This is a genomic window from Kineothrix sp. IPX-CK (genome assembly GCF_039134705.1).
Lineage (GTDB): Bacteria > Bacillota > Clostridia > Lachnospirales > Lachnospiraceae > Kineothrix > Kineothrix sedimenti.
Genome location: NZ_CP146256.1, coordinates 1,336,116 through 1,361,562, shown reverse-complemented (window position 1 = coordinate 1,361,562; position 25,447 = coordinate 1,336,116). Strand labels below are relative to the sequence as shown.

Here is a 25,447-nt window from a genome sequence, read left to right as displayed (position 1 = left end):
ATTATAGCTCTTCGCTTCCGGAACTTATTCTTCCGCAGGTTATTTCCAGATTCCCGTTTCTGCATCGCAAATCATCGATAAATTCCTTTTCCTGCTGCGTATCCCGCAGGGCGATTCGGTACTCCAGCTTGTAGAGACTGCCCATATTGGCAGTCTTCACCCTGACAAGCTGGGATTTCGTCGTATATTTCTCAAATAAATCGTTGAACATGCCTGTATAGTTAAGACCCTCCGGTATCGTGACCCTCAGCTCCTTTTCTTTCTGTCCCGGCTCACCGAAATCGGTAATATTATAAAGGATGCTCACACCGCCTACAATTACTACAAAAATTATAGCCGCTGTAATATACCCGGTACCGGTGGCAAGACCTATCGCCATGGAAAGAAAAATACTGCTGATTTCCTTAGCACTTCCCGGTATGGAGCGGAAACGCACGAGACTGAAGGCACCCATTACCGCTATTCCGGTTCCCAGATTGCCATTCACCAGCATGATCACCATCTGTACCATGGCCGGCAACAGCGCCAGTGTCATGATGAAACCCTTGCTGCTGTCGTTGTATCTGCTGTGTATCCAAGCAATGACAGCACCCATAATCAGTGAGCATGCGATGCAGATCAAAAAGCTCTGTATAGAAAATGTATCGGTTAATATCGAGTTAAGCATATTTCATTTCTCCTTTTCGTATCGTGATTTCATTTTTCTTTTCTCTATTCTGCTGAGCAAATTGATAGCCCCGTCCGTATTTTGAAAATGACACCGGATAAATGTCCAGTTCGCCAAGTATACGGGAAAGCCATAAGGGCATAGATCCCGCAATCTTGATTTCCATGAGCCTCTGTCCCTTTTCCAGCAAAGGACTGCCCCATACTCCCGCTTCCAGATACAACTCCTCTTCTCTCCATAATATATCGCAGTCGAAGGTAATCCTCAGTTCCGGATCATCGCTGCCATACATGGCAATTCTGCTGTAGGAAATATACATTGCTGGCCGTAAATTCTTATAAAAATTCAGAAACCAGTTAATTTCACGGACAATCTGGCTCGTCCTCGGAACAGGGAGATTGTCGTAGAGGTAATGTTCGCTTTCCGTCAGCTCCATTTTCTCTCTGCGCTTGTATACGACTCCCTTGTACTTCTTCTTCAATTCTACGAATACCGGCGTCCCCTCCGCAGGTGTTCCATAACTTCTAAGCCTTAGCTTTTCCTTATAGACCGGCTTCTCTAACGAGCTGCAAATCAGCTGATGATTTGGCGTATCGAAGTAGATATTACAGATGGTAGTCTTACCGAAATGATCGATAACCATATAATCCTCCAGCCGCCCTCTTAGCAATCTATATGTCTTCTCACTGAGCAAATACTTCTTTTCATACCGTTTAAAGGTTCCCTGATACTGACTCATCCTAATTCCTCCTATCATTTGCGTGCTGCTTTTGATAGGTTCATTGTATCGTCTGTACCTAAAACGAACCTTAAACTTTACTTTAAATTTACTTAAAGTTTATTATAAATTCTGCCCTAGTATAAAATTCCAAAATACCTCCGCATTGGCGGGCAGTACATGCTGTCGTTTACGGATCATAGATAAATAGGAAATGTGTTCTGGGGAAACGATGTTTAAATATGCTAACTTACTGTTATCGGTATACCGCTTGACAGAGATGGGACTGATAGCGATTCCCATATTAGATATGACCAAAGGTATAATACTCGCAATCTGATTATATAGACAGAGCACATGGCAAGGCTTTGCGATTTCTAAAAACCAATTGTGAATTTCACTTTGCAAAGGCTGTCTTGAAGGAATAAACAAAGGCTCCTCACATAGCTCGTCCAATTGAATCTCTGTCTGCGCTGCCAAAGGGTGATCCTTGCTTACAACCGCTATCCAGGTTTCTTTTTTAAGAGAAACTGCTTCAAAATTTGATGAGTTAAAGGGCTCGCGGATAAAGCCGATTTCGGCTATGCCCTGCTCCAGCCGCTGACATATATCATTGCTGTTGCCGCACCATATGTCATAGCTGATAAGAGGATACTGTTTCTGAAAAGCGGGGATAATATCAGGCAGAATACTGGCGCTGCAGGTCTCCGTCACGTCGATGGAAAGAAAGCCTTTTACGATTTGCTCTCTCATTTGCGTTAGCTGCTGGGTCGTATGATTAGCCATATTTAAAATATGCTCTGCCTGCTGTGCCAAATATTTACCTTCCTCGGTCAGTTGAATCTTACGCTTTCCGCGAATGAACAGTGAAACGCCAAGCTCCTCCTCCAGCTGTGCCAGCTGACGGCTTAAAGGCGGCTGGGAAATATTCAGCTTCCTGGCCGCGTGTGTAATATTTAATTCCTGCGCTACAGTGAGAAAATATCGTAAAGTCCTTAACTCCATATTTATGATACCTTTCAAGTATGATATTAAATATATTATATGTATTTTAGATAATCAGGTCAATGTGCTATTCTATTGTGCGTAGTATAGGAAAGGCATGGTTATGATCATGGTTAAATGGATTAAAAATGAAATAGATTTGCTTTTGCATTATAATATGTCGATGGTAGGCGGTTTCTTAGGTGCTTATGCCCTGCTGGAAAGAGGGGGGAATTTCGGTTCCTCACAAACTTCAAATATGATATATCTGATGGTCGGCTGGCTTCATGGAAGCATGAGTGAAATATTGATTCACACATTTTCGCTGCTCATCTACATAATTACGTTAGTTATCGCTTTCCTGCTGCCGAAATATGTTAAGACTGATATGCGGTACATTTGTATCATTGCGGAAATGATAGGCGTTTTATTTGCAGGCTTTTTGCCTGCCGAAATGAATCCTATCGTCGCTCTTTACCCGATCTTTGCTATGGCCGGCTTACAATGGGGAACCTTCAGCGGCGCAAAGGGATATGCCAGTTCCACCATTTTCTCTACAAATAATTTAAGACAAACCGTTTATTCTTTCACCGAATATTGCCGTACAAAGAAATCCGCAGAGCTGCAGAAATTTAAATTTTTTATGTTAACTCTTATTTTCTATCATTTGGGCGTCGTTATTGGATTTATTTCTGTGGTCAGCTTAGACATAACAGGGATCTGGGTGTGCATCGTTTTGCTTATTGTCGCTTTTACCTTATTGACCGCCTCAACCACAGCGAGCCGTAAAGCAGATTTGGAGAACCTCGCCCAAAGGTCTTGACTTCCCTTATATTTAAGGCAATACTATGATTATCATCAATAATCATATAAGGAGAAAAATTATGTACGAAGCATCATCTTCACGCTATCAATCTATGACCTACTGTCATTGCGGCGGCAGCGGCCTGCAATTGCCGGCCATTTCTCTCGGACTTTGGCACAACTTCGGAGATACCGCTTCTTATGAAAACATGAAACAGCTATGTTTTACCGCTTTCGATAACGGCATCACCCATTTTGATCTGGCGAACAACTATGGGCCCGCTCCCGGCAGCGCCGAAAAAAATCTGGGACTCCTTCTGGAAGAAAACTTCAAGGCATACCGCGATGAGCTGATCATCAGTACGAAGGCCGGCTATGACATGTGGGAAGGCCCTTACGGCAACTGGGGCAGCCGCAAATATCTCATCGCCAGTCTGGACCAAAGCCTAAAGCGCATGGGCCTGGATTATGTGGATATCTTCTATCATCACCGCATGGACCCCGACACGCCTCTGGAAGAGACCATGAGCGCGCTGGCACAGTGCGTAACAAGCGGCAAAGCTCTGTATGTAGGACTTTCCAACTACGACGGAGAGACCTTGAAAAAGGCTTCCGCTATATTGGACGAGCTGCACTGCCCGTTCATCATCAATCAAAACCGGTATTCTATCTTCGACCGTTCCATCGAGGAAAATGGTCTGAAGAAAACAGCAGTAAAGCTGAAAAAGGGAATTATCGCGTTCAGCCCTTTGGCTCAGGGCATGCTCACCGACAGATATCTGAATGGTATTCCGCAGGATAGCCGGATTATGACAGACGGACGCTTCCTTACGGGCTCCTCTTTGACCAAGGAAAAGCTGACACAGATACAAATGCTCAACGAATTGGCAAAAGACAGGGGACAGACCCTGGCAGAAATGGCGTTAAGCTGGATCCTTCGCGACGGCATGGTAACCAGCGTGCTGATCGGCGCATCCAAACCGTCACAGATTCTCGATAATATCAAGGCCCTGGCAAATACTTCCTTTACGACGCAGGAGCTTGCCCGGATCGATAAAATTATAGAATTACAGTAAATATTATGGAGCGCCCGTCATCACTTTTGGCTCCGATCTTTCCATGATGGGCCTCCACAATAGACTTGGCGATGGACAGTCCGATGCCGTAGCCGCCGGTCTCTCTGGCGCGGGAAGCGTCCGCCCGGTAAAATCGATCGAACAGCTTATCAAGGTTCTTCGTATCCAGTTCAAACACAGTATTGTATACCTCCAGCTTCACGCCTTTCCTGGCTGCCGACAGAGTGACCCCTACGATGCCTCCCTCGTTGGAATATTTCATGGCGTTATCCACCAGGGTAGAGACTAACTGCTGAATACTGTTCTCATCTCCATGGAACATAAGTCCGGGCTGGATATCCAGTTGAAATTTCTTGTCCTGCATCTCTGCTACCGGCTGAAAAGAACCCGCGATTTCTTCTACTGTCCTGCTTAAGTTCATGTCCGTAAGCACCAGCTTCAGATTATCCTCTTCCATTCTTGAGAGCATGAGCAGGTTTTTGACCAGCTTGTCCAGTCTGGATATCTGATTGCGGATGCTGGTAATCCATTCGCTGCTCCCCCCTGTCAGTTCAAGCACATCCGCATTTGCCGATATGATCGCTATGGGTGTCTTTATCTCGTGTCCCGCATCCGTAATGAATTGCTTCTGCTTCTCCGCATTTTCGATAATAGGCTTAATGGCCCTTCTGGAAAATACGGATACCATGAGGAACATTAGAATAAAGGTTATGACTGCTACCGCACAGGAATTGAACAAGAACTTCGTAACGGTAGCAATCTGCTCCTTACAAAATACAAAAATCAGCATATATCCGTCCGAACTCCAAACGAGAGAATATTTGTAATTGTCCAGATAACCACTCTCTTTGCCTGAGGAAAGCACCTGTGTGGCATAGTCCATCGCCGCTTCGGAGGATATGGCGATATGGCTCGTATCGATTTCCATAATATCCCCCGCTTCCCCTATCCTTACAACAAAATACCTTGTTGCAAACTGAGTCTCTTCATTCATTTCGAAATCCGAGCGGGAGCCTCCCTTTGGAGGCTCCTTTTTTTCGAACTTCGGAAATTTCCCTTGATTCTGCGATAAAATGGCTATGGCCCCATTCAGCCGCTGCTGCATCTGGTACAGATTAATTCCGTTAATGGTACCCATTAGAAGCAGCATGACCAAAAGCAGCGAGCCCATGGTAATCATAATGAATTTTCTCTGTAATTTCTTAATCATCGCTTTCCTCCAGAGTGTAGCCTACGCTTCTCACCGCTTTGATCTTCACATTTGCATTCAAGGAGGCAAGCTTTTTGCGCAGATAGGAAATGTATACCCATACCACGTTGATTTCCGCTTCGGCGTCATATCCCCATATTCGTTCCATGAACTGCTCCGTAGAAATTAAGCGCTTAGGATTTACCATCAGCATCTCCATCATCTGGAATTCCTTATTTCCAAGCCTTAACATGGACTGCCCGTTGGACAGCTCGTAATTTTCTTTATTCAGGCTGATATTTCCCGCTTCTATAAGATTCGGAGTAAATTCCGACTTTCTCCTCCCCATGGCACGTATTCTGGCTAACAGCTCTCCCATGGCGAAGGGCTTGCTTAAATAATCGTCCGCGCCCTTATCTAACCCGAGAATCCGGTCCTCGACTTCCGTCTTGGCGGTTAACATGAGAACGGGGGTATGGATTCCCTGCTGCCTTAGCTGCTCCAACACCTTAATGCCATCCATTTTAGGCATCATAATATCCAGCACGATTACATCGTAATTCCCCGACAATCCGTAATCCAACGCATCGGCTCCATCATATACCGGGTCTACCGAATAGTTATTATGCTTTAAAATTGCCACAAGAGCATTCGACAGTTCCTTTTCGTCCTCAGCCAGCAAGATTCTCATATGCGAATTCTCCCTCCGTATCATCTTTTTTCATCATATCCAAATGGTTCAGAAATTCAAATCCGACATGATCTTTTTTCTTTATAAAAACTATACCAAAGGAACCTTAAATAAACCTTAAATCAGTATGGGCGGATGTGATTAATCTCCATGGAACGGCAGAATAAAACACATAATAAAAAGCTCAATATTATTGAGCTTTTTACCAGGTTATCTATTTTAAACTTTCATAAATCTTAGATAGGTTATCTGACATACGTTCCAGATACGTCATATCATCCTCGTTACTTTCCATAGTATAAATAGTATCCACTTTTGCACCAACCTCATCGGCTAATGTCTGGGAGACCTCCTGACTTGCCATTTCTTCAGCAAAAATAGTGCTTACATCGTTTTCTTTACAATATTCCACAAGTTCCGTCAACTGCTGTGCACTCGGTTCTCCTTCCGCAAACGTATCTTCCACGCTGTTTTGCTCTAATCCAAAATCCCTGCAAAGATACCCGAATGCGGCATGACCCGTTACAAAGCTCTTTTTTTCTACAGACTGAAACTTCTCATTATATTCATTATAAAGATCTTCAAGCTGCGAAATAAAATCATCGCAGTTTGCTTCGTAATAATCTTTATTGGATGGATCTGCTTGAACAAGTGCATCTTTAATATTCTTTACCTCAGATTCAGCACCTTTTAAGCTAAGCCAGATATGAGGATCATACTGCCCGTGCTCTTCTATTTCCTCCTGGTCCGTATTCTCAATAACATCAGCTCCTTTAGATGCTTCTACTATAATTAAATCTGTATTATCAGCAGCTTTAATTGCTTCTTCCGCCCATGCTTCCATTCCCAGACCGCTGTAAACAAATATCTTAGCTGAACTGAGTCCGGCAATATCCTGCGCTTTGGGCTCAAAGTCGTGTGGTTCCATGCCATCTGGTATGATCGTTGCAACTTCTACTTTATCTTTTCCAACTGCTGTAACAAACTCTTTCATCGCATTAAAGGTAACATAAACTTTAAGCGGACTTTCATCCGACTGGTTTGTCTGATCTGTGCTGCTGACCGCTTCACTGCTTTCATCCGGCTTGTTCTCCTGTTTTTTACTGCCGCATGCCGAAAAGCTGGCAATAACGAGTAAACACAATAGCATTGTAATCCATTTCTTTAACATTATATCAACCTCCCTATTTTTACTTGCAAATGCTTACTATTTGCATTAATATATAGTAGTCCATAAAAATATTTTTGTCAAGTGCAAATGATATGCATTTGCAAGTAAATATTTTATAATTTGCATGGAGAAAGGAGTTACTTATAATGGTCAAAATAGAAAATTTATTTTTTTCTTATTCCGGTCTGCCACCATATGTACTCGACGATATCAATTTGGATATACATAACGGCGAATATATATCGGTCGTAGGCGAAAACGGCAGCGGAAAAAGCACACTGATACGACTAATATTAAAATTTATAAAACCTACAAGCGGAAATATATCAACTCAAACACATAAAATCGGGTATGTTCCGCAAAAAAAGGATTTTACCAATTCTAATTTTCCTATCACGGTTTACGAAATGCTGAATTCTTATAGGAAACTATTGAAACTTAAAAATAAAAATATAATTGCAGAAAGCCTTGAGCAGATTGGCATGTCCGATTATAAAGATGCGTTGATGGGAAACCTGTCCGGAGGGCAAGGTCAGAAAATACTGATCGCGAGAGCGCTCATGGGAAGCCCTGATTTGTTGATTCTGGATGAACCTTCAACCGGGGTAGATATGAAAAGCCAAAAAGAAATCTATAGCTTCCTAAAGAAAATAAACAAAGAAAACGGCATTACCATTGTTTCTGTTGAACACAATCTCGATGCCGCCATTTCAAACTCGACATTGATCTATCATATGATGGATGGTCAAGGACATATATACACTCCAATACAATATGTCGACAAATTTTTGAATCCCCAAAGAAAGGTTGATGACAATCATGCTTAATTACAGTTTTATGCAAAATGCACTTTTTGTTTCTCTCTTTATCTCTATTTTGTGTCCCAGCATTGGTATCTTTTTAGTTCTTCGCAGATATTCTATGATTGGTGATACTCTGGCTCACGCCTCTCTGGCCGGCATTACTATAGGACTGTTATCAAATCAAAATCCTGTAATTGGTGCATTCGTTTTTACATCTATCTGCGGTGCACTGATCGAGTTTCTCCGCAGCTATTTCAAAAAGTATACGGACTTGATTTTAACCATTGTCCTTTCCTTAAGCGTAGGTACGGCAATTACCATCATAAGCTCCGGAAAACTTCGTGCGAACGCTGATTCTTTTATGTTCGGCAGTATTCTTACTGTAACCCGATTCGATATGCTGATGATATCTGTTCTTAGTGCGATTTCCGTATTGACACTTATTTTTCTATATCATCAAATGCTCTATATTGCTTACGATGAAGAGGCTGCCAAAATAGCCGGCGTAAGAGTCAAGCTGATCAACTATATTTTTTCTATTCTTGTGGCTGCCGCTATATCTGTGTCAATAAGAGTTGTAGGCGTATTAGTTCTCAGTTCTATGATTGCCCTTCCCGTCGCTACGGCGCTGCAGCTTGGAAAGGGATTTAGGCCCACATTGATATTTTCCATTGTTTTCAGCATAATAGATATTTTGCTTGGTCTGTTTATTTCATACTACCTTAATGTCGCTCCCGGAGGATTTACTGCCCTTGTTTCCGTCGGCATTCTTATTCTGGTATTAATAACCAAAAACCTGCGGGCAGGCCTGCGCGTCTCTCGACGCAAATAGTATATTATTCAACTTTCTCAAAGACCTTGACTTTCTAGTATTGAAACTCTATAATAAACCAAATGCGAATAATATGCATTTACATGACATAAGCTAAAATTAAGGATGAGGTGAATGCGATGAAAGAGGTACAAAATAACTGGCCTGCAGGAATCAAAAGAACAAAACAACGTGAACATGTGCTCTCAATTCTTGAAGAGTCGGAGAAACCCTTAAGTGCGGCAGATATTTGTTCTAAAATGGGAATAAGCGGAGATACGGCCTGGCTGTCAACAGTCTATCGCATATTAGAGCTTTTTTTAAAAAAAGATATTGTTGTCAAAACCAGCATACTAAATAACGAAATGGCAGTATACGAGCTTAATCGTTTTAAGCATAAGCATTACGCCGTCTGTATGAATTGTCACAAAATCATAACAATGGTTAATTGTCCGATGGAAAAATTCATACCAAAACTGGAGGACGAAGATTTTTATGTAATGGGTCATAATCTTGAAATATTTGGGTTCTGCAAAGATTGTAAGACCAACTGACTATTATTACCAACATCAAACTTAGTGGAGGTATTACATGTTGACAGAAATATACGTAATATCAGGCTTTTTAGGTGCAGGAAAAACAACCCTCATTCAAAAGCTATTAGGAGAGACATCCCCAAAAGAAAAAATTGTTCTTATTGAAAATGACTTTGGTGAAATAAGCGTAGATGCTGCCTTGCTGGGATCAGGCAGTGTGGAAGTAAAAGAGATAAATTCCGGATGTATTTGCTGCAGCCTTTCAGGGGATTTTATCAAAGCTCTCAAAGAGGTCCTGGATCGTTTCCATCCTGATAAGATTGTAATTGAGCCCTCGGGTGTAGGCAAGCTGTCAGACATCGTAAAATCTTGCTCAGATATCCGCATTCAGCCCTTTGCCAGGATAAAATCCAAAATAACCGTTGTAGATGTAAAGCGATGCAAAATGTATCTTGACAATTTTGGTGAATTCTTTGAAGACCAGATCAAAAGCGCTGATATCATAATATTGAGCCATACGGAAGACTTTCCCGATAAGGTGGATGCGGCTCAAAAGCTAATAAATGGTTTAAACTCACATTCCATTATTGTTTCAAGCCCCTGGCATCAGATTAATGTGACAGAACTCATATATTCCAGTAATAATTTCGCCAGGATCACAAACCGCTACAGCCATAATAATAAACCCTGTCATCATAGCATCCTTACGCAGAAAAACCATAACGGCATTCATCATCATGGTAATTGCAGCCATGATCACCACTGTAATTGTGAGCATAATCATTCGGCTGAGAATGTTTTTGATACTGTTACCATACGAACAAAACAGATATTCAGCATGGAAGATTTAAAAACGCGTGCATTGGCTATGGAACGGCTCTCGAAAGGAACTGTACTAAGGGCCAAAGGAATTGTACATAGTACAAATGGATATATTAATCTGCAATATCTGCCTGGTGATATCCAGATTACAAAATGTGCGGCAGACGGCAATATGCTCTGTATCATCGGCCAAAACCTTAACCGTCAGGAACTCTGCACCCTGTTTAACGGTGAGTAATATGAATCCAATACCTGTTTTTGTTGTCACCGGCTTTTTAGATTCCGGAAAAACCACTTTTCTGAATTCTCTGATGAACAAACATGAATGGCGGGATGCTACAATACTTGTCATACAATTTGAAACCGGGGAAATGGAATTGCAGAATCATTATCATAACTGCTATAGCCTCAGTTTTCCCAAAAAAGTACTTGAGCAAATGCCCAAGCTTATTATGGAGCAAATTCAAAACTCTGTTACGAGTCATCATTTTGATGAAATTTGGATTGAATGGAACGGGGTCGTCCCTTTTTCTCAACTGCAGGCATTGCTTTTAAATCCCCCATTAAACAAATCATGCAAGATTCAAAAAGTAATGCATATTGCAGACAGCACAGCTATCACAAACTTACTCGGCAGGACAGGCAGCGCTCTGCCTGAACAGATTTCGAGCAGTGATTTTATAGTTGTACATAATACACCCTCACCAAAAGCTTTTAAACAGACACGGAACCTGTTAAGAAATATTAATCCAGGCGTTGCTGTCTACGATACAAAGGCATATAACGCTTTATGCAGACAGCTTTATACAAAGAATGACTCCCCTGTCCATTCTTTCTTCTTAACTGTACTTATGATTTTCATGCTGTATTGGATTTGTGATCCTGCTTATGGAATACTTAAAATTCCATTCAATGCATTTATCAATATATTTTTAGGAATCATCCTGCAAGCTATTCCTTTTTTACTGATTGGTGTACTGATCTCATCCGCCATACAAATTTTTATCCCGCAAGGTGTCATCGAGCGCAGATTCCCTAAATCACTTGGTTTGGGAATGCTGGTGGCGATTATAGGTGGTTTCTGCCTTCCGGTTTGTGACTGTGCCTCTATCCCTATCTTTAAGAGCTTAGTCAAAAAAGGAATTCCCCTCCCTGTGGCTATTACCTTTATGACCGCTACTCCAGTAATCAATCCGGTGGTCATGCTGTCGACTTATTATGCGTTCAATACCGACATAACCATTGTTATCGAACGCGTATGCTACGGAATTATTGTTTCCATCCTGATCGGACTCGCATTTGCAGCCTTTCCTCCAAAAGGCAATATATTATCCGGAGGAATACTTGACAGGCTTATGTGCAGCTGCGGCTGTTACGAAGACGCCGAATCAATTACAACTATAAAAGGTAAACTCGGTTTGTTTCTTCGACATTCCCAGGCAGAGTTTTTTAACATTGGGAAATATATGCTGATAGGGACGTTTATTGCTTCGCTTTTTCAGGTTTATGGCTCCAATTTATTTACAATCGCCCAGAATAATACCGGACTGGCATTATCCATTTTAATTATGATGATAATGGCATTTGTTCTTTCTTTATGTTCCTCCTCAGATGCAGTCATCGCACGCAGCTTTGCTAATCAGTTCCCGATGGGTGCAATTATGGGCTTTTTGGTATTTGGACCAATGATGGATATAAAAAACGTTTTAATGCTTTCTTCAGGTTTTTCAAAACGTTTTATTTGCAAGTTATTATTTGTAACATTTATTACATGTTTTTTCGTGGTATTCTTACTTTATAGCATAGGAGGAAAATAAATATGCAGGCAAAAGCGTTTAATTCTCAAGCTTTCTTAGAATTTCTATGCTTTTTCATATTTGGCGGTCTGCTGCTTTATCTGGCCAAAAGCGGAAAATATCTATCTTATGTTACTCCCAGAATGGAACCCTATATTTATTTTGCGTCCATCGTGATGGGTATATGGGCTCTGACAGGATTCTGCAGACTTTTTCGTCCCCAGCACAGATTACGTTCCTCTCATTGCCTTGTGGTGGGAATCCCTATTTTATTACTGCTGCTCCCTCATAGTCCTCTGACTACTTCCAGCCTTACCGGAAATTATAGTAATAAAAATGCATTTTCTGCTTCAGCCGGTCAGGAATTATATAGTAAACCTGATGAAGCTTCTCTTGAAGATAGCATCGACCAGACAGATACCTCTTCTCCGGCTGAAGATGAGCTTTCATCCGCTGACACGGCAGTGTCAGATACCGTTGATACTGCTGTCGCCGACGCACAATCCGCGATACCGGAGGAACAAGCTTCCGTTGTTCTTCCAGGGTTGGATACTGCGAACAAAAAAATTATTGTATCAAACGATGACTTTAGCATGTGGCTTACAGAAATATACATAAATATAGAGAAATATACAGGATATACTATTGATATAACAGGATATGTCTTTAAAAATCCGGATTATTATAATGATGATGAATTTGTACCTGCACGTCTGATGATGTCATGCTGTGTTGCAGATTTAGTACCTGTAGGACTTACTTGTAAATATGACAATGTTTCTGAATTAGAAGAAGGTTCCTGGGTAACCGTTGAGGGTACCCTTCATGTCGGTCAATATGAGTATGACGGGGAACAATATGAGGAACCACAAATTTCTGTAACACAAATTACTCCGGCAGAAGAAGTTTCGGATTACGTTTATCCTTTCTATTGATTAAGATTTTTTCTATTTCCACATCTCCTGTTACCTGATACAGCATAGAAAAATATAATTTTTGGATTTCACAATCTTTTTCTTCTTTTGCTGCATGATAGCATAGCGCCAGAGTCTCCGCTTCCGGCCGCAATGGTATATCGTGTTCCAATAATAGTTTTTTATCTTCTTCCAAAGTATGATCGGCAAACACACCTGCTGTTGCTGCTTTTAAGAAATCCAGTTCTTTATCCGCAGTCTTCGTTTGATACCAGTAATTACTGTATCGGTATAAACAGGCTGATATTTCCGGCTGATAGATTTCAAGAAAATAACGTCCTAAATACCGGTAATATCTTGACAGATCAACACATGTATAACAGTAATGATACATCTTCCGGACAATTTCTTTTAAAACAAACCATTCCATTCTTTTAACATAGTTCTCACATAAATTTAAATAAATTTCTATGTCTACAGGATTCCATTCCAAAGCACTCAGAAAAGATTGTTCTGCTTTTTCAAACATCCCTCTTTTTTCCTCGGCAACTCCTTGCTGCTTGTACAAAACATTCAGCTGATAAGAAGTACATTCGTATTCCTCCTGATTCACCCAATATTCATACAGGTAAATCTCCAGATTATGATTGGGAGAAAACCATTTTTCTCCGTATTTTCTATGTTCCTCGGAAAGCTTATCTATCAATTCTGTCAGCTGCTCATAACCATATCTTTCAGGATGATCAATATAGGATCGATACTCTTTTGTAAGTTTCTCTTTCATAACCCACCGCTTCCTTTTATTTTACTCACCCAGGCATTCATCCAACTCTTTTGTTATTTTTTCCTTGTCCATTTTTTGTCCGATAAAAACTAATTTAATGCATCTGTCACCGTATCTCTCATCCCATTCTATATCAGGATTCTCTCGCAAATATCGTTTTTGTTGTTCCCTCGGTGCTGATGCGATCCATTTACCGGACATGGCGGCTGTCTTTTGCCGGCCGGACTGCTCAAATATATATGCTTCCTTTCTCAGATTCTCAAACCAGACGATCCCCTTACACCGGATTATATTGGAATGAAATTTATAATTTACAAAATTTTCAAATTTTTCCTGGATAAATGGACGTGTTCTTTTATAAACAAATGTACCAATTCCATACTCCTCTGTTTCCGGTTCCTCATCTTCCTTCGTCAGTTCCAGTACCCAACCAGCTGACATACTGGCTTCTTCAAAATCAAATTTATGTGTATTAATCACCTTCCCAATATCTACTTTTGCATAATTGGTTTCAATTATCTCCGCTTCCGGCTGCAGTGTGCGGATCACCCTAATTACCATATTCTTTTCTTCCTCTGATATATCATCAATTTTATTAAGAACAATTAAATTGCAGAATTCTATCTGTTGTATAAGAAGATTTTCTATATCTTCTTCATCCATGTTTTCCTTCAATAAACTCTGCCCGCTGATAAATTCGTCAACCAACCTCTTCGCATCTACAACAGTTACAATATTGTCCAGACAGCAAACTTCAGGCAGCTTTGAGTTTTCCAGAGAACCGTCCAACAATGTAATGGTCTGGGCAATCGGTAATGGTTCACATATTCCACTCGCTTCAATCAATATATAATCAAATCGTTTCATTTTTATGAGGCTCATTATCTGCCTGATTAGGTCTACTTTTAGGGTACAGCAAATGCAACCATTGGATAAAGAGATCAAACTGTCATCCTTCTGTGTTACACTGCCGCCTTTTTCAATAAGATCTGCATCAATGTTTACCTCTCCAATATCATTGACAATAACTGCTACTTTATATCCTTCCTGATTTTTCAATATATGATTGAGTAACGTTGTTTTTCCTGCTCCAAGATATCCTGTCAATAAAGTAATAGGCACAATATTCGTTTTCATTTCTTCCTCCTTGCTGAACTCAATCAACCTGCGATACAACGGTTAAGCTGCCTTCTTATTTCAGCCTCATCATATTCTCTTCCTATAAATACAATCTGATTCATTCTGTCCCCATAGGCCTCATCCCAGTCATCTAAGGTTTCCGGATACTCTTCAAATACCTCTTTTTGTTCTTCCGCGCTAAATGCTGCAATCCAGTTTGACACTTCCGTAACAGATGCATTTCTTCCCGCCTGTTCAAAAAGCTGTACATGGATATCATCATCAGCAAACCAGACATATCCTTTTGCACGAATTATACTTGCCGGATACTCCTGCTCTATATAATTTATAAATGCATTATATTCAAAAGGTCTACGTTCTTCAAAGACAAAAGATTCAATACCATATTCTTTTCGTCCGTCTTCTTCTGCTCTCGCCTCTCTGGCTAATGCTTTCTGGATGGCAGAAGAATTATTCACCTTAGCATAATCAAAACGTTTTTTGTTAAGTATTAATTTTGCATCTACTTTCCCATGTACTGTTTCGATCATCTCCGCTTCCGGCTGCAGCTGCCTTATAACCATCTTCACTTTCTCTAATTGCTTCTTATTCAGTAAATCACATTTATTTAATATAATCACATTACAAAACTCTATCTGATCTATGACCAAGTTTATAATATCCGGATCATACTCTTCATCCATCTGATTCTGCAGCTCTTCTATTTCTGCTAAGAATTCCGTATAAATCCTGTCAGCGTCAACAACAGTAACAATGGTGTTCAAAAAGACGGATGATTTCTTATGCATCTCTTCATAGGCAAGAAATCCGTCTGCAATGGCTGCCGGATCACTGATACCAGAAGCCTCCACCAGTATTGCCTCTATATCATCTTCTTTAGAAAGCTGCTCTATCTGTTCCATGAACTCATCCCGTAAAGTACAGCAAATACAACCATTCTGTAACTCAATCATTGTCGTATCCATCCGGGAAATACTGCCTTTTTTTAACAAGTCTGCATCCAGATTAATACTTCCCATATCATTTACGATCAATGCTACTTTCTTACTGACTTCATTTCTTAAAAGTTCATTCATAACTGTAGTTTTTCCCGAGCCCAAATAGCCGGTTATTAGCGTCACCGGCTTTTTTATCTTTTTTCCGAAACCACTCATTATTTTACCTCCCTGCAGTCGTTGTACATTTCATAAAGAATGGATCTAATAGCAGACTCAAAAATTGTTTTACTTTCTTTCCTCCTTTACCTAAACTCTTTTTACTAAACCTGATTTCAAAGCAGATGTTGAAACCCAGACTTTTTTGATTGTCCCATTTTCTATTGCTTTGACGCGTTTCATATTTACTTTCTGCATATGCTTCGTTTTTCTGTTAGAGTGACTTACCTTATTTCCAAACATCACTGATTTACCTGTGTATCTACATTTAGCCATAATTACTATCTCCTTTAATATTTAATTTGCGAATGATTCTCAATTTGATATTATAAAGTAAAGCTTTTGTATTGTCAATGCATTTGCGTATCATTCGCAATTAGTTGATAAAATTTATTGGTACACAAGATATACACTTAAAATCATGAGGTCTTTCCTTTCTTAATTTCGTATGATTTCCCTCATATAATAATATTCAAATGCAAACCAAATGCATTTACAAGTCATTTGAAATGAATGCCCTCGGCAAAACCTCAGCCGGAATCGTCTTTTGAGCAAACAAAAAGCCAGCGCCATATCCTGGGACAGGAAATAGCATTATCATATCGAGTTCGATAACGTAAGCTTTTCTTATGAGCAGGAACGAATTCTGGAGAATGTCAGTTTTTTCGTGAAAGAAAAGACCGTCACCGCATTGGTAGGCCCCTCGGGGGGAGGAAAAACAACGATTGCCAACTTAATCATGCGCTTCTGGGATGTGAGCGGAGGCTGTGTCCGCATCGGCGGAACCGATATCAGGCAGATGAACAGCTCGGATTTATTATCTAAAATCAGTGTGGTTTTTCAAGATGTGCATTTGTTTAATGATACAGTAGAAAATAACATCCGTTTTGGAAAACCGGATGCCACCCGGGATGAAATCAAAGAAGCCGCAAAAAAAGCAAAATGCCATGATTTTATTATGGCGCTGCCAGAGGGATACAATACAATAGTCGGCGAAAACGGCGGCCTGCTATCCGGCGGAGAACGCCAGCGGGTATCCATTGCGCGCGCAATTTTGAAGGATGCGCCTATCATTATTTTGGATGAAGCAACCGCAAGTGTGGACCCGGATAATGAAATGGACATCCAGCAGGCAATCGGAGCGCTGATTCAGGAAAAAACGTTGGTCATCATAGCGCACCGCTTGTCAACCATTCAATACGCCGATCAGATTTTGGTGGTAGAAAATAAACAAATTGTGGAACGGGGAACTCATGAAGAGTTAGTGAATCGCAACGGAAGATATGCAAGTCTATGGGAAAAACGGAAAAAGGCAGGCGGATGGAAGCTCCAAAGCAGAGTTAGCCAAAACAATAAGTAATGCAAAAGCAAAAGAGCAGAGTATGTATTTCTACACGCTCTGCTCTTTAAGTGTAATCTTAACTCTATAACATTGGTATAAGCTGTATCGTCTTTTAAAATCAGAAGATTTATCTGTTGGTGATTTTCTTCGCTAACTCGCCGCCGAGCATAGGAACCAATGCCAGAACTAAGGAAACGATTATTTCGTCAAATGTAAGCGTTACAGTTCCGAAGATCGGATTGAGCACCGGTATATAAATACTTGCCAGCAAAAAGGCTAAGGAAGCGATAACACATTTATTGAGATAGCTGTTCTCGAAAATACGCATCTTGAAAATAGACACCTTCTCGGAGCGAGAAGAATAAGCACGAAGCAGCTCGCCTAAAACTAAGGTGAGGAAGCAAGCGGTACGTGCCACATCGAGATCCTGATGCGCAAAGTATCCGTAAGAAAATGCTCCCAGCGTACCTATGGCCAGCGCGATACTCTGAATTCCGACGGCGATCGCCATCTTCTTGTCCACGATAGGTTCGGATGGATCTCTGGGGTGACGGTCCATCACTCCGGGTTCTTCTTTTTCCATTCCGAGAGCAAACGCCGGGAACGCATCCGTAATTAAGTTAATAGAAAGAAGCTGTATCGCAACAAGCGGTACGGGCATTCCTGCCAGCATAGCGATGAAAATAACAAGAATTTCTCCGATGTTACAAGAGAGCAAAAAGCCTACAACCTTACGGATGTTGCTGTAAATGGTACGTCCTTCGGCAACCGCTCTTACGATACTTGCAAAGTTATCGTCCGTCAGAATCATATCTGCAGCTTCCTTGGATACATCGGTACCGGTAATACCCATGGCAACACCGATATCGGCGTGCTTCAAGGACGGAGCATCATTAACACCGTCGCCTGTCATGGCTGCGATGTCTCCGTTAGCTCTGACAGCATCTACTAAACGTACCTTATGTTCCGGAGAAACGCGGGCGAATACATTGACGGTCCTCACACGCTCTCTAAGCTGTTCATCGTCCATCTCGGAAATCTCACGCCCCTCCACAGCAACAGCACCCTCTTCAACAATGCCGAGCTGGCGGCCGATTGCGGTAGCCGTGATTTTATGGTCTCCGGTAATCATTTTTACCTGAATGCCGGCTTTCTTACAAACATTGATCGCATCCTTTGCTTCTTCTCTGGGCGGGTCGATCATTCCAACGAGGCCTACAAAGATCAAATCGTTCTCCGCTTCGAAGGAAATATCCACTTGCTCTACCTGCTTGTACGCTGCTCCGATAACACGAAGCGCATCTTCTGCAAAGCCCTGATTTGCCGCAAGGATTTCCTGACGCTTTTCTTCCGACAGTTCTTCCACCGTTCCGTTCAAATCTATCGAAATACAGCGGCGAAGCAGTTCATCGGGAGCACCTTTGGTATACATTACCGTCTTGTCATCTATATTGTGGAATGTAGACATAAGCTTTCTGTCGGAGTCGAAAGGGATCTCCTGAAGACGGGGATATTTTTTCTCCCACTGATCTTTTACCATTCCTGCCTTGTGTGAGAGTACTACCATCGCACCTTCCGTAGGATCGCCTACGATAGATTCTTTCTCGGGGTCATAAATCGCATCGTTGCATAACAAAACACATTCCAGGATCTTCTGTACCGCATCAGCCCTCTTATTGCCGGATGCATCGAGAATATCTCCCGCGGGACTATAACCCGTACCGCTTACATCATACAGTTCTTTACCGTCGTAAATCCGCTGGATAGTCATCTTGTTCTGGGTCAGCGTACCCGTCTTGTCCGAACAGATAACAGTGGTGCTTCCTAACGTCTCAACGGCGCTCAGACGCTTGATTATCGCATTGCATTTTACCATCCTCTGCATACCCATAGCCAGAACTACGGTAACAACTACGGTAAGACCTTCCGGAATAGCCGCAACTGCCAAGGATACGGATGTCATGAATATATCAAAAAGTTCCATTCCCCGAAGAAGGCCGAGCAGGAAAATGATTCCGCAGATCGACAGGCAAACAATACCCAGCAGCTTGCCAAGGCTGTCCAGCTTCTTCTGAAGCGGAGTAGCCTCATCGCTGCTGCTGTTGAGCATACCTGCTATATTTCCCATCTGGGTCTTCATTCCGATGTCGGTGATAACACCTTTTCCTCGTCCATATGTGATTACGGTGCCCATGTAAGCGCTGTTAATGCGATCCCCCAGGCTCGCATCCTCGGGCAGAACTGCTTTTGCATCTTTTTCTACCGGGACCGATTCTCCAGTCAGGGCAGCTTCATCGATTTTCAGGTTGATGGATTCCACCAGACGCAGATCGGCTGGTATATAGTCGCCTGCCTCCAAAATAACCACATCTCCGGGAACCACTTCGTGAGAGGCAATCTCAACGACTTGACCGTCACGCAGCGCTTTTGCATGCGGGCTTGCCATTTCTTTGAGTGCCTTTAGCGCATTGCTGGCTTTATTTTCCTGATATACACCAAGAAATGTGTTGAGTACAACAATTGCCAGAATAACGATGCCTTCCAATTCCTCTCCAAGAAGAATCGAAATCACTGCAGCAACAATCAGAATCAGAACTAAAAAATCTTTGAGCTGATCTAGTGCCATTGCCAGAATGGACTTTTCTTTGCCGCCTTCCAGGCGGTTTTGCCCATACTTCTGACTTCGCTCTGTGGCTTCCTTACCGGAAAGGCCGGTGGACAGATCGACTTGTAGGTCTTCCGCGGTCTCTGAGGCGGATAGGTTAAAATACTTCTTCACAGCATACCTCCATTATTTTATTTTGGGTTGTAGGATATACAAATTTACCGTGCTCTGCCGGCTTCCTATTATATCCATTCATTACAAAAGATAGCATATCATATTTAGAAAAATATCGATAGTACCTTTCTTTTTTTGGCAATATTTTTTTATAATAATCATTTCGTCGCCTGAAAAACCATGCAGCCCATTCATCTCCATATATGAAAAACGAGACGTCTGTGAACAGACGTCCCGTTTCCTATGATATGATTCATTCAAAGCAGTGTTGTCAATTCGGAACTATACAGCTGCAAAGGTCTTTTTATGAACTTCTCCTAGGAAATTCCAAGACCGGCACTGGCATAACCGTCAATAACAGTAGCCAGATCAAGTCCTGCCGTAACCGCTGCAGAGAATACCAAGAGTAATCTGGTTCCTGCGGTAACAGGAATATTTAGTCCCGAAGTAATACCGCTAGTGATATCGCCGATAGATATTAAACCAGTGAGAGGAGGTGCCAGCGTGACTACTGCACCCGGTACTGCGACGAAAGTATCATCAGGTGTGGGGGATTGGAATAACTGGGCAGTTACTGTAACAGTAGAACCTATTAAGCTAACAGCGGCACTAATGCTTAAATAACCAGCCAGAGAGGTAATAACTCCATCTCTGGGCACGGAGAACGCGAGGTTCGTCAGCCCAAGCAGACTAATTGTTCCGCTGGCTGCTGAAATACCAGGAAGGTTAGTGCCAAAGCCAATTGCACTGGAAGCATTAAGCAATCCTCCGAGTACAGTAGTTAAGGTAACTGGACCACCTGATGCAAATGGGATAATTGCTCCCGCACCTGTTGGCCCGGTAGGACCCGTTGCTCCTGTCGCTCCTGTTGCTCCCGTAGGACCTGTCGCCCCGGTTGCTCCTGTTGCTCCCGTAGGGCCTGTCGCTCCGGCTGCTCCGTCTGCTCCTGTCGCTCCCGTAGGACCTGTCGCCCCGGTTGCTCCTGTTGCTCCCGTAGGGCCTGTCGCTCCGGCCGCACCGTCTGCTCCTGTCGCTCCCGTAGGACCTGTCGCCCCGGTTGCTCCTGTTGCTCCCGTAGGGCCTGTTGCTCCTGCTGGTGTCAAGTCAGGACTAAAAAATATTTATCCTTATTGGCACCTTTTCAATCTATCCATTCATATTTGTTTGATTGAAAGTTCTGCTTTACTATGGTAAACTTACTTTATATATCTACCGTGTAAAACTTTTGTGAAACGGTAGCATGGGAAATTAACGCTCGGTGAGCAAGTTTATATAATGTGCGAGGTGGTGCAATAAATGTTTAATGAAATTTGTATCTATGAGGCAAAGATTGAAAAGCAAGAGGAAATTGAGCAACTTATGAAAGAGGTTGCCGCCTTTTATATGGAGCAGGATGGTGTTATTGAAGTTAGATATATCAAACGCACCCACCGCCAAACAGATTTTAATGCCGTTAAAGAAGGGGCATTGCCTGTTCGCCTCACACGCAATGTAGGCAAAGTCACTTATGTTTTACATTGGACTGTTAGAGATGAAGAAACTCACGCAAGGGTGTCAAAGTTAGGGTTAGAGCATTTTTACAAGCGGTGGAACAGATGCTTAACCACTATGCCAAAAATTATTTTGGGTGAAAACATTGTGTAAGGGTATGAGCACATCCTCTGTTAGTGTTTAACTTCACCTACACAATAAAATCCGACTTATCACGAAATTGAGCCGTTGCATCTAACTTGACGCAACGGCTCTTGCTTTGTCTACATGCCAAGAATAGTCCAGTCAATGCTTGCATAAAGACGGTGAACGGATTTTAATTTTCATAGCACCGACTGCCTCTCTATTGTCTATATTTGATTGATTGAAACTTCTATTTTGCTATGGTAAACTTGTTTTTATATTCACCGAGTAAAACTTTTTTCAAATGGCAGTGAAGAAAAATGCCCCGAAGGGGTGTGTTGATATTTGCTTGATTCGCATTCGGCGGATCAGCATAATGAAAACTTTACTTTGAAAATGAGGAGGGAACAATTTGATTACCAAAAGTGGCAAGCAATTCAATATGTTTCCCTCACATGCAGGGCTGAGAAAATATATTCTATATTACAATATCGTATTTCCAGAAAATGATACGTTTACAGCGCACTATACGCTTATGCCTAACGCTTGCGGAACATTGTCCCTTGCCTTTGATGGAACCGCTGTAATTGTTGAACTATGGGGAGCATCCCTAACCCCTGTTTTGTTAGGAATGGAACCAAATAGTTATCAGGTCCTGTTGCTTATCCAACTTTCGCCCTATGGTTTGTATCAAATCACACGCCAAAGCCAAGCGGAGTTTGCAGACAAACGCCTTTCGCTTGAAGACATTGACAACGAGCTATTTCATTTGCTGTATCAAGCCTTTGTAATGTCTAGAACCGCGACAGATTTAGCAAATATTTGTGAAAAGATTTTATACAGGCGTATGGAAAAGTACGTTATTTCGGACGCTTTGTTATTAGCGTCTACTGTGATTTCTGATAGTCATGGACAAGTACAAGTGAAAGAAGTCGCCCGACAATCCGGTTATAGTGAGCGACAGCTAAACCGCTTGTTTCTTACACAAATCGGAATGAATATTAAAAACTATGCTCGTTTAACCCGTTTTAACTACGTGTTAAAACACATTCAAACGTCGCCTTGCTTTTTTGCGGCATTATCGCAACAAGCCGGATATTTTGACCAAGCCCATTTTGATAAAGATTTCAAGGCTATCAGCGGTGTTACCCCTCAAAAGTATCTGAAAACAATGTCGGATTTTTACTATGACGGAACAGAGATATACGATACAATATCCTCAAAGGAGGATTAAAAAATGAAATATCAAGGTTGTCTCTTAGCGGTTAAAGATATATCCGCTTCTAAGCATTTTTATGAAAATGTGCTTCATCAAAATTCGGTCATGGATATTGGCGTGCATGTAACCCTTAAGGGCTTTTCTCTGCAACAAGGTTATGCTGAACTCGTTGGATTGGCCGTCGATAGTGTGAAAGAACAGTCACACAACTTTCAAGTCTATTTTGAAGTGGAAGATTTAGACAAAGTGTATACTGAACTGAAAAGCATATCCGGTTTGCAATGGGTACATGAAATAAAAGAATACCCATGGGGGCAGCGTGACATTCGGGTATATGACCCAGACAAGCATATTGTGGAGATTGCAGAGGATATGAATACGGTTATCAAACGCTTTTTTAATCAGGGTATGTCGTCAGAAGAAGTCGCTACACGCACAATGTTTCCTCTTGAGGTTGTAAAACAGTATGCGTTAGGCTTTGGTATGTGATACACGGCGGCTTTGGTAAATCAAAGCCGCTATTTTATTCCAAACAAGATCGGAGGAGAGGGAGAATGAGTAAATATAAGCCGCTCTGGAAGGCGATAGGTCAACGCACGGAGAACAGCTTCGCGCTGACCTATGCCGAGATTGAACAGATTCTGGGCTTTCCCATCGACCACGCCTTTTTAACCTTCAAGAAGGAGCTGCCCGCCTACGGCTACGAGGTGGGTAAGATCACCATGAAGGCACAGACGGTGACGTTCAAACGCTGCTGACAAGCAGCTGCGTTTCTGCTATCATCGGCTTCACCCATCCAAGAGGAGGAACACTATGAACTGGGAACCATGGACAGGCTGTTACAAAATAAGTGATGGCTGTACAAATTGCTATTTTTATGGACCGTATGCAAAACGCTATGGTCAAAGCACAATACAAAAAACAGATAAATTCGATTGGCCTGTAAGAAAAAATGCAAAGGGCGAATACAATATCAAAGGCAACAAAATTCTTGCAACCTGCTTTGCGACGGACTTTTTTCTTCCCGAAGCGGATGAATGGCGTAAAGAGGCTTGGGCGATCATCAAGGAAAGAACAGATATTGAGTTTTTGATTTTGACAAAGCGAATTGACCGCTTCCCCCAATCGCTTCCGTCTGATTGGGGGTCAGGCTATGACAATGTGAATATTGGCTGTACTGTCGAAAATCAAACACTCGCCGATTACAGGCTTCCACTCTTTTTATCCTATCCGATAAAGAGGAGGTTTATTGCTTGTGCTCCACTTTTAGAAATGATAGATTTAACGCCCTATCTTCATGGAGTAGACCATGTTACCGTTGGCGGCGAAACAGGACGAGAAGCCCGTATGTGCGATTATGATTGGGTACTTAATATCCGTGAACAATGCGTAAAAGCAGATGTAACCTTTTGGTTCAAGAATACAGGCTCACTTTTCAAACGCAACGGTGTAGTGGAAAAAATAAATCCATTTAAGCAAAACAGTGTGGCAAAAGAGCTCAATATTGATATTTCAGATGGGAAAAGGTTGTTCTGATCAAATCAATGGAGTAAAGCATTATTGCCTATTTTACTTCATGAATGTTCTGAACGAACCAAATGAGAAATCCCTCTTTTGGTGACTAAGTTCACCTACACAATCAAATGTGACTTGCCACTAAATTGAGCCGTTGCACCTTACTTAGATGCAACGGCTCTTGCTGTATCTACATCCCCAAAATCGTCCAGTCGATCCTTGCGTAAGGGCAGTGTTCTGATTTTAGGTTTCATAGTGATTATCCTTTCTATTTTTAATAATTTGTGAGTTGAAGCTGTCACTTTAATATGGTAAACTCATTCCATATAACTACCGAAGAAAACTTTTTTGAAACGGTAGTAAGGAAATTGACCGCTTAGGGAGCGAATTTATATTAGCAACGAGGTGATATGGTGGATTATATTCAAGACTTGGTTAATGGCCTGATAGATAGTGATGATAAAAAGGCCTATCAATGTTTAAAGCAACTGAAAAATGAAAGTAACCAATCTAATGTCGTGTACCCTTTCTTTGGCGTGTTTGCAGATATGCTTGATCATGAAAATTCTTATATCAGAACAAGAGGCATTATTTTGGTTGCTGCAAATGCGCAGTGGGATAATGACTATAAAATAGATGAAATTATTGACAAATTCCTCATACATATCACAGACGATAAGCCGATTGCTGCACGGCAATGCATTAAGGTGTTGCCTATTGTAGCAAAATTCAAGCCAGATTTGAGGCTGGACATCATAAATGCACTGCATCGTGCTAATCCATCAAGATACAAGGAAAGTATGCAATCGTTGGTGGTAAAGGATATCCAAAAATGCTTAAATGATATACAAAGCCTTTCATAAAGCGAATGAGCATACCCTCCATCGGTGACTAATTTCACCCACCCAATAAAATCTA

At 41.7% G+C, this 25,447-nt stretch carries 27 protein-coding genes; 15 read left to right on the top strand and 12 right to left on the bottom strand.

Annotation, left to right across the window (positions count from 1 at the left end; genetic code table 11):
• Position 1: 1 nt before the first annotated feature.
• The 3 genes from V6984_RS06430 to V6984_RS06420 all read right to left on the bottom strand — a co-directional run bounded on the left by V6984_RS06430 (position 2) and on the right by V6984_RS06420 (position 2,390).
• A complete protein-coding gene (locus V6984_RS06430; RefSeq protein WP_342758950.1) occupies positions 2-667 on the bottom strand; it encodes a DUF4956 domain-containing protein in 666 nt (221 codons plus the stop codon).
• On the bottom strand, positions 660-1,406 hold the full coding sequence (locus V6984_RS06425) for a polyphosphate polymerase domain-containing protein (RefSeq protein ID WP_342758949.1): 747 nt from the start codon (positions 1,404-1,406) through the stop codon (positions 660-662). Before V6984_RS06425 ends, V6984_RS06430 begins: the two co-directional genes overlap by 8 nt.
• Before the next feature lie 102 nt (positions 1,407-1,508).
• Complete coding sequence (locus V6984_RS06420; RefSeq protein ID WP_342758948.1) at positions 1,509-2,390, bottom strand: LysR family transcriptional regulator; 882 nt, start codon at positions 2,388-2,390, stop codon at positions 1,509-1,511.
• Positions 2,391-2,499: 109 nt separating this feature from the next.
• On the opposite strand from V6984_RS06420, the gene V6984_RS06415 reads away from it, so the two are divergent.
• Together V6984_RS06415 and mgrA are read left to right on the top strand one after the other, a co-directional pair.
• Positions 2,500-3,192, top strand: a complete 693-nt coding sequence (locus V6984_RS06415; protein ID WP_342758947.1) for a YoaK family protein — start codon at positions 2,500-2,502, stop codon at positions 3,190-3,192.
• Positions 3,193-3,253: 61 nt separating this feature from the next.
• Positions 3,254-4,249, top strand: a complete 996-nt coding sequence (gene mgrA, locus V6984_RS06410; protein WP_342758946.1) for an L-glyceraldehyde 3-phosphate reductase — start codon at positions 3,254-3,256, stop codon at positions 4,247-4,249.
• On the opposite strand, the gene V6984_RS06405 is transcribed toward mgrA, so the two are convergent.
• The 3 genes from V6984_RS06405 to V6984_RS06395 all read right to left on the bottom strand — a co-directional run bounded on the left by V6984_RS06405 (position 4,233) and on the right by V6984_RS06395 (position 7,300).
• Positions 4,233-5,459, bottom strand: coding sequence for a HAMP domain-containing sensor histidine kinase (locus V6984_RS06405; RefSeq protein ID WP_342758945.1), 1,227 nt, complete (start codon positions 5,457-5,459; stop codon positions 4,233-4,235). The genes mgrA and V6984_RS06405 overlap by 17 nt on opposite strands.
• Positions 5,452-6,129, bottom strand: coding sequence for a response regulator transcription factor (locus tag V6984_RS06400; protein WP_342758944.1), 678 nt, complete (start codon positions 6,127-6,129; stop codon positions 5,452-5,454). Before V6984_RS06400 ends, V6984_RS06405 begins: the two co-directional genes overlap by 8 nt.
• 214 nt (positions 6,130-6,343) lie before the next feature.
• Positions 6,344-7,300, bottom strand: coding sequence for a metal ABC transporter substrate-binding protein (locus V6984_RS06395; RefSeq protein WP_342758943.1), 957 nt, complete (start codon positions 7,298-7,300; stop codon positions 6,344-6,346).
• Positions 7,301-7,446: 146 nt separating this feature from the next.
• On the opposite strand from V6984_RS06395, the gene V6984_RS06390 reads away from it, so the two are divergent.
• From V6984_RS06390 to V6984_RS06365, 6 genes are all read left to right on the top strand, one after another.
• Positions 7,447-8,127: a metal ABC transporter ATP-binding protein gene (locus V6984_RS06390; RefSeq protein ID WP_342758942.1), complete on the top strand. Its 681-nt coding sequence runs from the start codon at positions 7,447-7,449 to the stop codon at positions 8,125-8,127.
• Positions 8,111-8,935, top strand: coding sequence for a metal ABC transporter permease (locus V6984_RS06385; RefSeq protein WP_342759951.1), 825 nt, complete (start codon positions 8,111-8,113; stop codon positions 8,933-8,935). Before V6984_RS06390 ends, V6984_RS06385 begins: the two co-directional genes overlap by 17 nt.
• A gap of 119 nt (positions 8,936-9,054) precedes the next feature.
• On the top strand, positions 9,055-9,468 hold the full coding sequence (locus V6984_RS06380) for a transcriptional repressor (RefSeq protein WP_342758941.1): 414 nt from the start codon (positions 9,055-9,057) through the stop codon (positions 9,466-9,468).
• 37 nt (positions 9,469-9,505) lie between these two features.
• The gene (locus tag V6984_RS06375) at positions 9,506-10,510 is read left to right on the top strand and encodes a CobW family GTP-binding protein (RefSeq protein ID WP_342758940.1); all 1,005 of its coding nucleotides are present in this window, start codon (positions 9,506-9,508) and stop codon (positions 10,508-10,510) included.
• Position 10,511: 1 nt separating this feature from the next.
• Entirely contained in the window at positions 10,512-12,089 is a 1,578-nt protein-coding gene (locus V6984_RS06370) for a permease (protein ID WP_342758939.1), read from the top strand.
• Between the two features lie 2 nt (positions 12,090-12,091).
• A complete protein-coding gene (locus V6984_RS06365; RefSeq protein ID WP_342758938.1) occupies positions 12,092-13,003 on the top strand; it encodes a TIGR03943 family putative permease subunit in 912 nt (303 codons plus the stop codon).
• Here the strand turns inward: V6984_RS06365 and V6984_RS06360 are convergent.
• The 4 genes from V6984_RS06360 to rpmB form a co-directional block, all read right to left on the bottom strand.
• A complete protein-coding gene (locus tag V6984_RS06360) occupies positions 12,957-13,766 on the bottom strand; it encodes a hypothetical protein (protein WP_342758937.1) in 810 nt (269 codons plus the stop codon). The two genes, V6984_RS06365 and V6984_RS06360, sit on opposite strands and share 47 nt — an antisense overlap.
• 21 nt (positions 13,767-13,787) lie before the next feature.
• Positions 13,788-14,903 (bottom strand): GTP-binding protein, encoded by a 1,116-nt coding sequence (locus V6984_RS06355; protein ID WP_342758936.1) that lies wholly within the window; start codon positions 14,901-14,903, stop codon positions 13,788-13,790.
• Between the two features lie 23 nt (positions 14,904-14,926).
• Complete coding sequence (locus V6984_RS06350) at positions 14,927-16,060, bottom strand: CobW family GTP-binding protein (protein WP_342758935.1); 1,134 nt, start codon at positions 16,058-16,060, stop codon at positions 14,927-14,929.
• 90 nt (positions 16,061-16,150) lie between these two features.
• Complete coding sequence (gene rpmB / locus V6984_RS06345; protein ID WP_342758934.1) at positions 16,151-16,336, bottom strand: 50S ribosomal protein L28; 186 nt, start codon at positions 16,334-16,336, stop codon at positions 16,151-16,153.
• Between the two features lie 391 nt (positions 16,337-16,727).
• Here rpmB and V6984_RS06340 point away from each other — a divergent pair, with 391 nt between their 5' ends.
• Positions 16,728-17,420, top strand: a complete 693-nt coding sequence (locus V6984_RS06340) for an ABC transporter ATP-binding protein (RefSeq protein ID WP_342758933.1) — start codon at positions 16,728-16,730, stop codon at positions 17,418-17,420.
• A gap of 109 nt (positions 17,421-17,529) precedes the next feature.
• Here the strand turns inward: V6984_RS06340 and V6984_RS06335 are convergent, their stop codons facing one another.
• Together V6984_RS06335 and V6984_RS06330 are read right to left on the bottom strand one after the other, a co-directional pair.
• Complete coding sequence (locus V6984_RS06335; protein WP_342758932.1) at positions 17,530-20,181, bottom strand: cation-translocating P-type ATPase; 2,652 nt, start codon at positions 20,179-20,181, stop codon at positions 17,530-17,532.
• 317 nt (positions 20,182-20,498) lie between these two features.
• Positions 20,499-21,284, bottom strand: a complete 786-nt coding sequence (locus V6984_RS06330) for an exosporium glycoprotein BclB-related protein (RefSeq protein ID WP_342758931.1) — start codon at positions 21,282-21,284, stop codon at positions 20,499-20,501.
• Positions 21,285-21,477: 193 nt separating this feature from the next.
• Between V6984_RS06330 and V6984_RS06325 the strand changes: the two genes are divergently transcribed.
• From V6984_RS06325 to V6984_RS06300, 6 genes are all read left to right on the top strand, one after another.
• Positions 21,478-21,825: a hypothetical protein gene (locus V6984_RS06325; RefSeq protein ID WP_018213991.1), complete on the top strand. Its 348-nt coding sequence runs from the start codon at positions 21,478-21,480 to the stop codon at positions 21,823-21,825.
• 382 nt (positions 21,826-22,207) lie between these two features.
• The gene (locus V6984_RS06320; RefSeq protein WP_158374215.1) at positions 22,208-23,029 is read left to right on the top strand and encodes a helix-turn-helix domain-containing protein; all 822 of its coding nucleotides are present in this window, start codon (positions 22,208-22,210) and stop codon (positions 23,027-23,029) included.
• 3 nt (positions 23,030-23,032) lie between these two features.
• Positions 23,033-23,503: a VOC family protein gene (locus V6984_RS06315; RefSeq protein ID WP_342758930.1), complete on the top strand. Its 471-nt coding sequence runs from the start codon at positions 23,033-23,035 to the stop codon at positions 23,501-23,503.
• A 65-nt stretch (positions 23,504-23,568) separates the two neighbouring features.
• Complete coding sequence (locus V6984_RS06310; RefSeq protein WP_089994496.1) at positions 23,569-23,772, top strand: hypothetical protein; 204 nt, start codon at positions 23,569-23,571, stop codon at positions 23,770-23,772.
• 55 nt (positions 23,773-23,827) lie between these two features.
• On the top strand, positions 23,828-24,550 hold the full coding sequence (locus V6984_RS06305; protein WP_089994494.1) for a DUF5131 family protein: 723 nt from the start codon (positions 23,828-23,830) through the stop codon (positions 24,548-24,550).
• A gap of 389 nt (positions 24,551-24,939) precedes the next feature.
• Positions 24,940-25,392 carry a SufBD protein gene (locus tag V6984_RS06300; RefSeq protein ID WP_342758929.1) on the top strand — a complete coding sequence of 151 codons (453 nt, stop codon included), beginning with the start codon at positions 24,940-24,942 and terminating at the stop codon, positions 25,390-25,392.
• Positions 25,393-25,447 lie beyond the last annotated feature (55 nt).

Excerpts from the sequence above, each read along its gene's own strand:
- V6984_RS06385 (WP_342759951.1), top strand. The coding sequence starts at position 8,111 with ATGACAATCATGCTTAATTACAGTTTTATGCAAAATGCACTTTTTGTT.
- V6984_RS06390 (WP_342758942.1), top strand. The coding sequence starts at position 7,447 with ATGGTCAAAATAGAAAATTTATTTTTTTCTTATTCCGGTCTGCCACCA.
- V6984_RS06380 (WP_342758941.1), top strand. The coding sequence starts at position 9,055 with ATGAAAGAGGTACAAAATAACTGGCCTGCAGGAATCAAAAGAACAAAA.
- V6984_RS06325 (WP_018213991.1), top strand. The coding sequence starts at position 21,478 with ATGTTTAATGAAATTTGTATCTATGAGGCAAAGATTGAAAAGCAAGAG.
- V6984_RS06310 (WP_089994496.1), top strand. The coding sequence starts at position 23,569 with ATGAGTAAATATAAGCCGCTCTGGAAGGCGATAGGTCAACGCACGGAG.
- V6984_RS06395 (WP_342758943.1), bottom strand. The coding sequence starts at position 7,300 with ATGTTAAAGAAATGGATTACAATGCTATTGTGTTTACTCGTTATTGCC.
- V6984_RS06375 (WP_342758940.1), top strand. The coding sequence starts at position 9,506 with ATGTTGACAGAAATATACGTAATATCAGGCTTTTTAGGTGCAGGAAAA.
- V6984_RS06360 (WP_342758937.1), bottom strand. The coding sequence starts at position 13,766 with ATGAAAGAGAAACTTACAAAAGAGTATCGATCCTATATTGATCATCCT.
- V6984_RS06430 (WP_342758950.1), bottom strand. The coding sequence starts at position 667 with ATGCTTAACTCGATATTAACCGATACATTTTCTATACAGAGCTTTTTG.
- V6984_RS06400 (WP_342758944.1), bottom strand. The coding sequence starts at position 6,129 with ATGAGAATCTTGCTGGCTGAGGACGAAAAGGAACTGTCGAATGCTCTT.
- V6984_RS06420 (WP_342758948.1), bottom strand. The coding sequence starts at position 2,390 with ATGGAGTTAAGGACTTTACGATATTTTCTCACTGTAGCGCAGGAATTA.
- V6984_RS06350 (WP_342758935.1), bottom strand. The coding sequence starts at position 16,060 with ATGAGTGGTTTCGGAAAAAAGATAAAAAAGCCGGTGACGCTAATAACC.
- V6984_RS06315 (WP_342758930.1), top strand. The coding sequence starts at position 23,033 with ATGAAATATCAAGGTTGTCTCTTAGCGGTTAAAGATATATCCGCTTCT.
- V6984_RS06425 (WP_342758949.1), bottom strand. The coding sequence starts at position 1,406 with ATGAGTCAGTATCAGGGAACCTTTAAACGGTATGAAAAGAAGTATTTG.
- V6984_RS06405 (WP_342758945.1), bottom strand. The coding sequence starts at position 5,459 with ATGATTAAGAAATTACAGAGAAAATTCATTATGATTACCATGGGCTCG.
- V6984_RS06305 (WP_089994494.1), top strand. The coding sequence starts at position 23,828 with ATGAACTGGGAACCATGGACAGGCTGTTACAAAATAAGTGATGGCTGT.
- V6984_RS06365 (WP_342758938.1), top strand. The coding sequence starts at position 12,092 with ATGCAGGCAAAAGCGTTTAATTCTCAAGCTTTCTTAGAATTTCTATGC.
- V6984_RS06300 (WP_342758929.1), top strand. The coding sequence starts at position 24,940 with ATGGTGGATTATATTCAAGACTTGGTTAATGGCCTGATAGATAGTGAT.
- V6984_RS06370 (WP_342758939.1), top strand. The coding sequence starts at position 10,512 with ATGAATCCAATACCTGTTTTTGTTGTCACCGGCTTTTTAGATTCCGGA.
- V6984_RS06355 (WP_342758936.1), bottom strand. The coding sequence starts at position 14,903 with ATGAAAACGAATATTGTGCCTATTACTTTATTGACAGGATATCTTGGA.
- rpmB (WP_342758934.1), bottom strand. The coding sequence starts at position 16,336 with ATGGCTAAATGTAGATACACAGGTAAATCAGTGATGTTTGGAAATAAG.
- V6984_RS06415 (WP_342758947.1), top strand. The coding sequence starts at position 2,500 with ATGGTTAAATGGATTAAAAATGAAATAGATTTGCTTTTGCATTATAAT.
- mgrA (WP_342758946.1), top strand. The coding sequence starts at position 3,254 with ATGTACGAAGCATCATCTTCACGCTATCAATCTATGACCTACTGTCAT.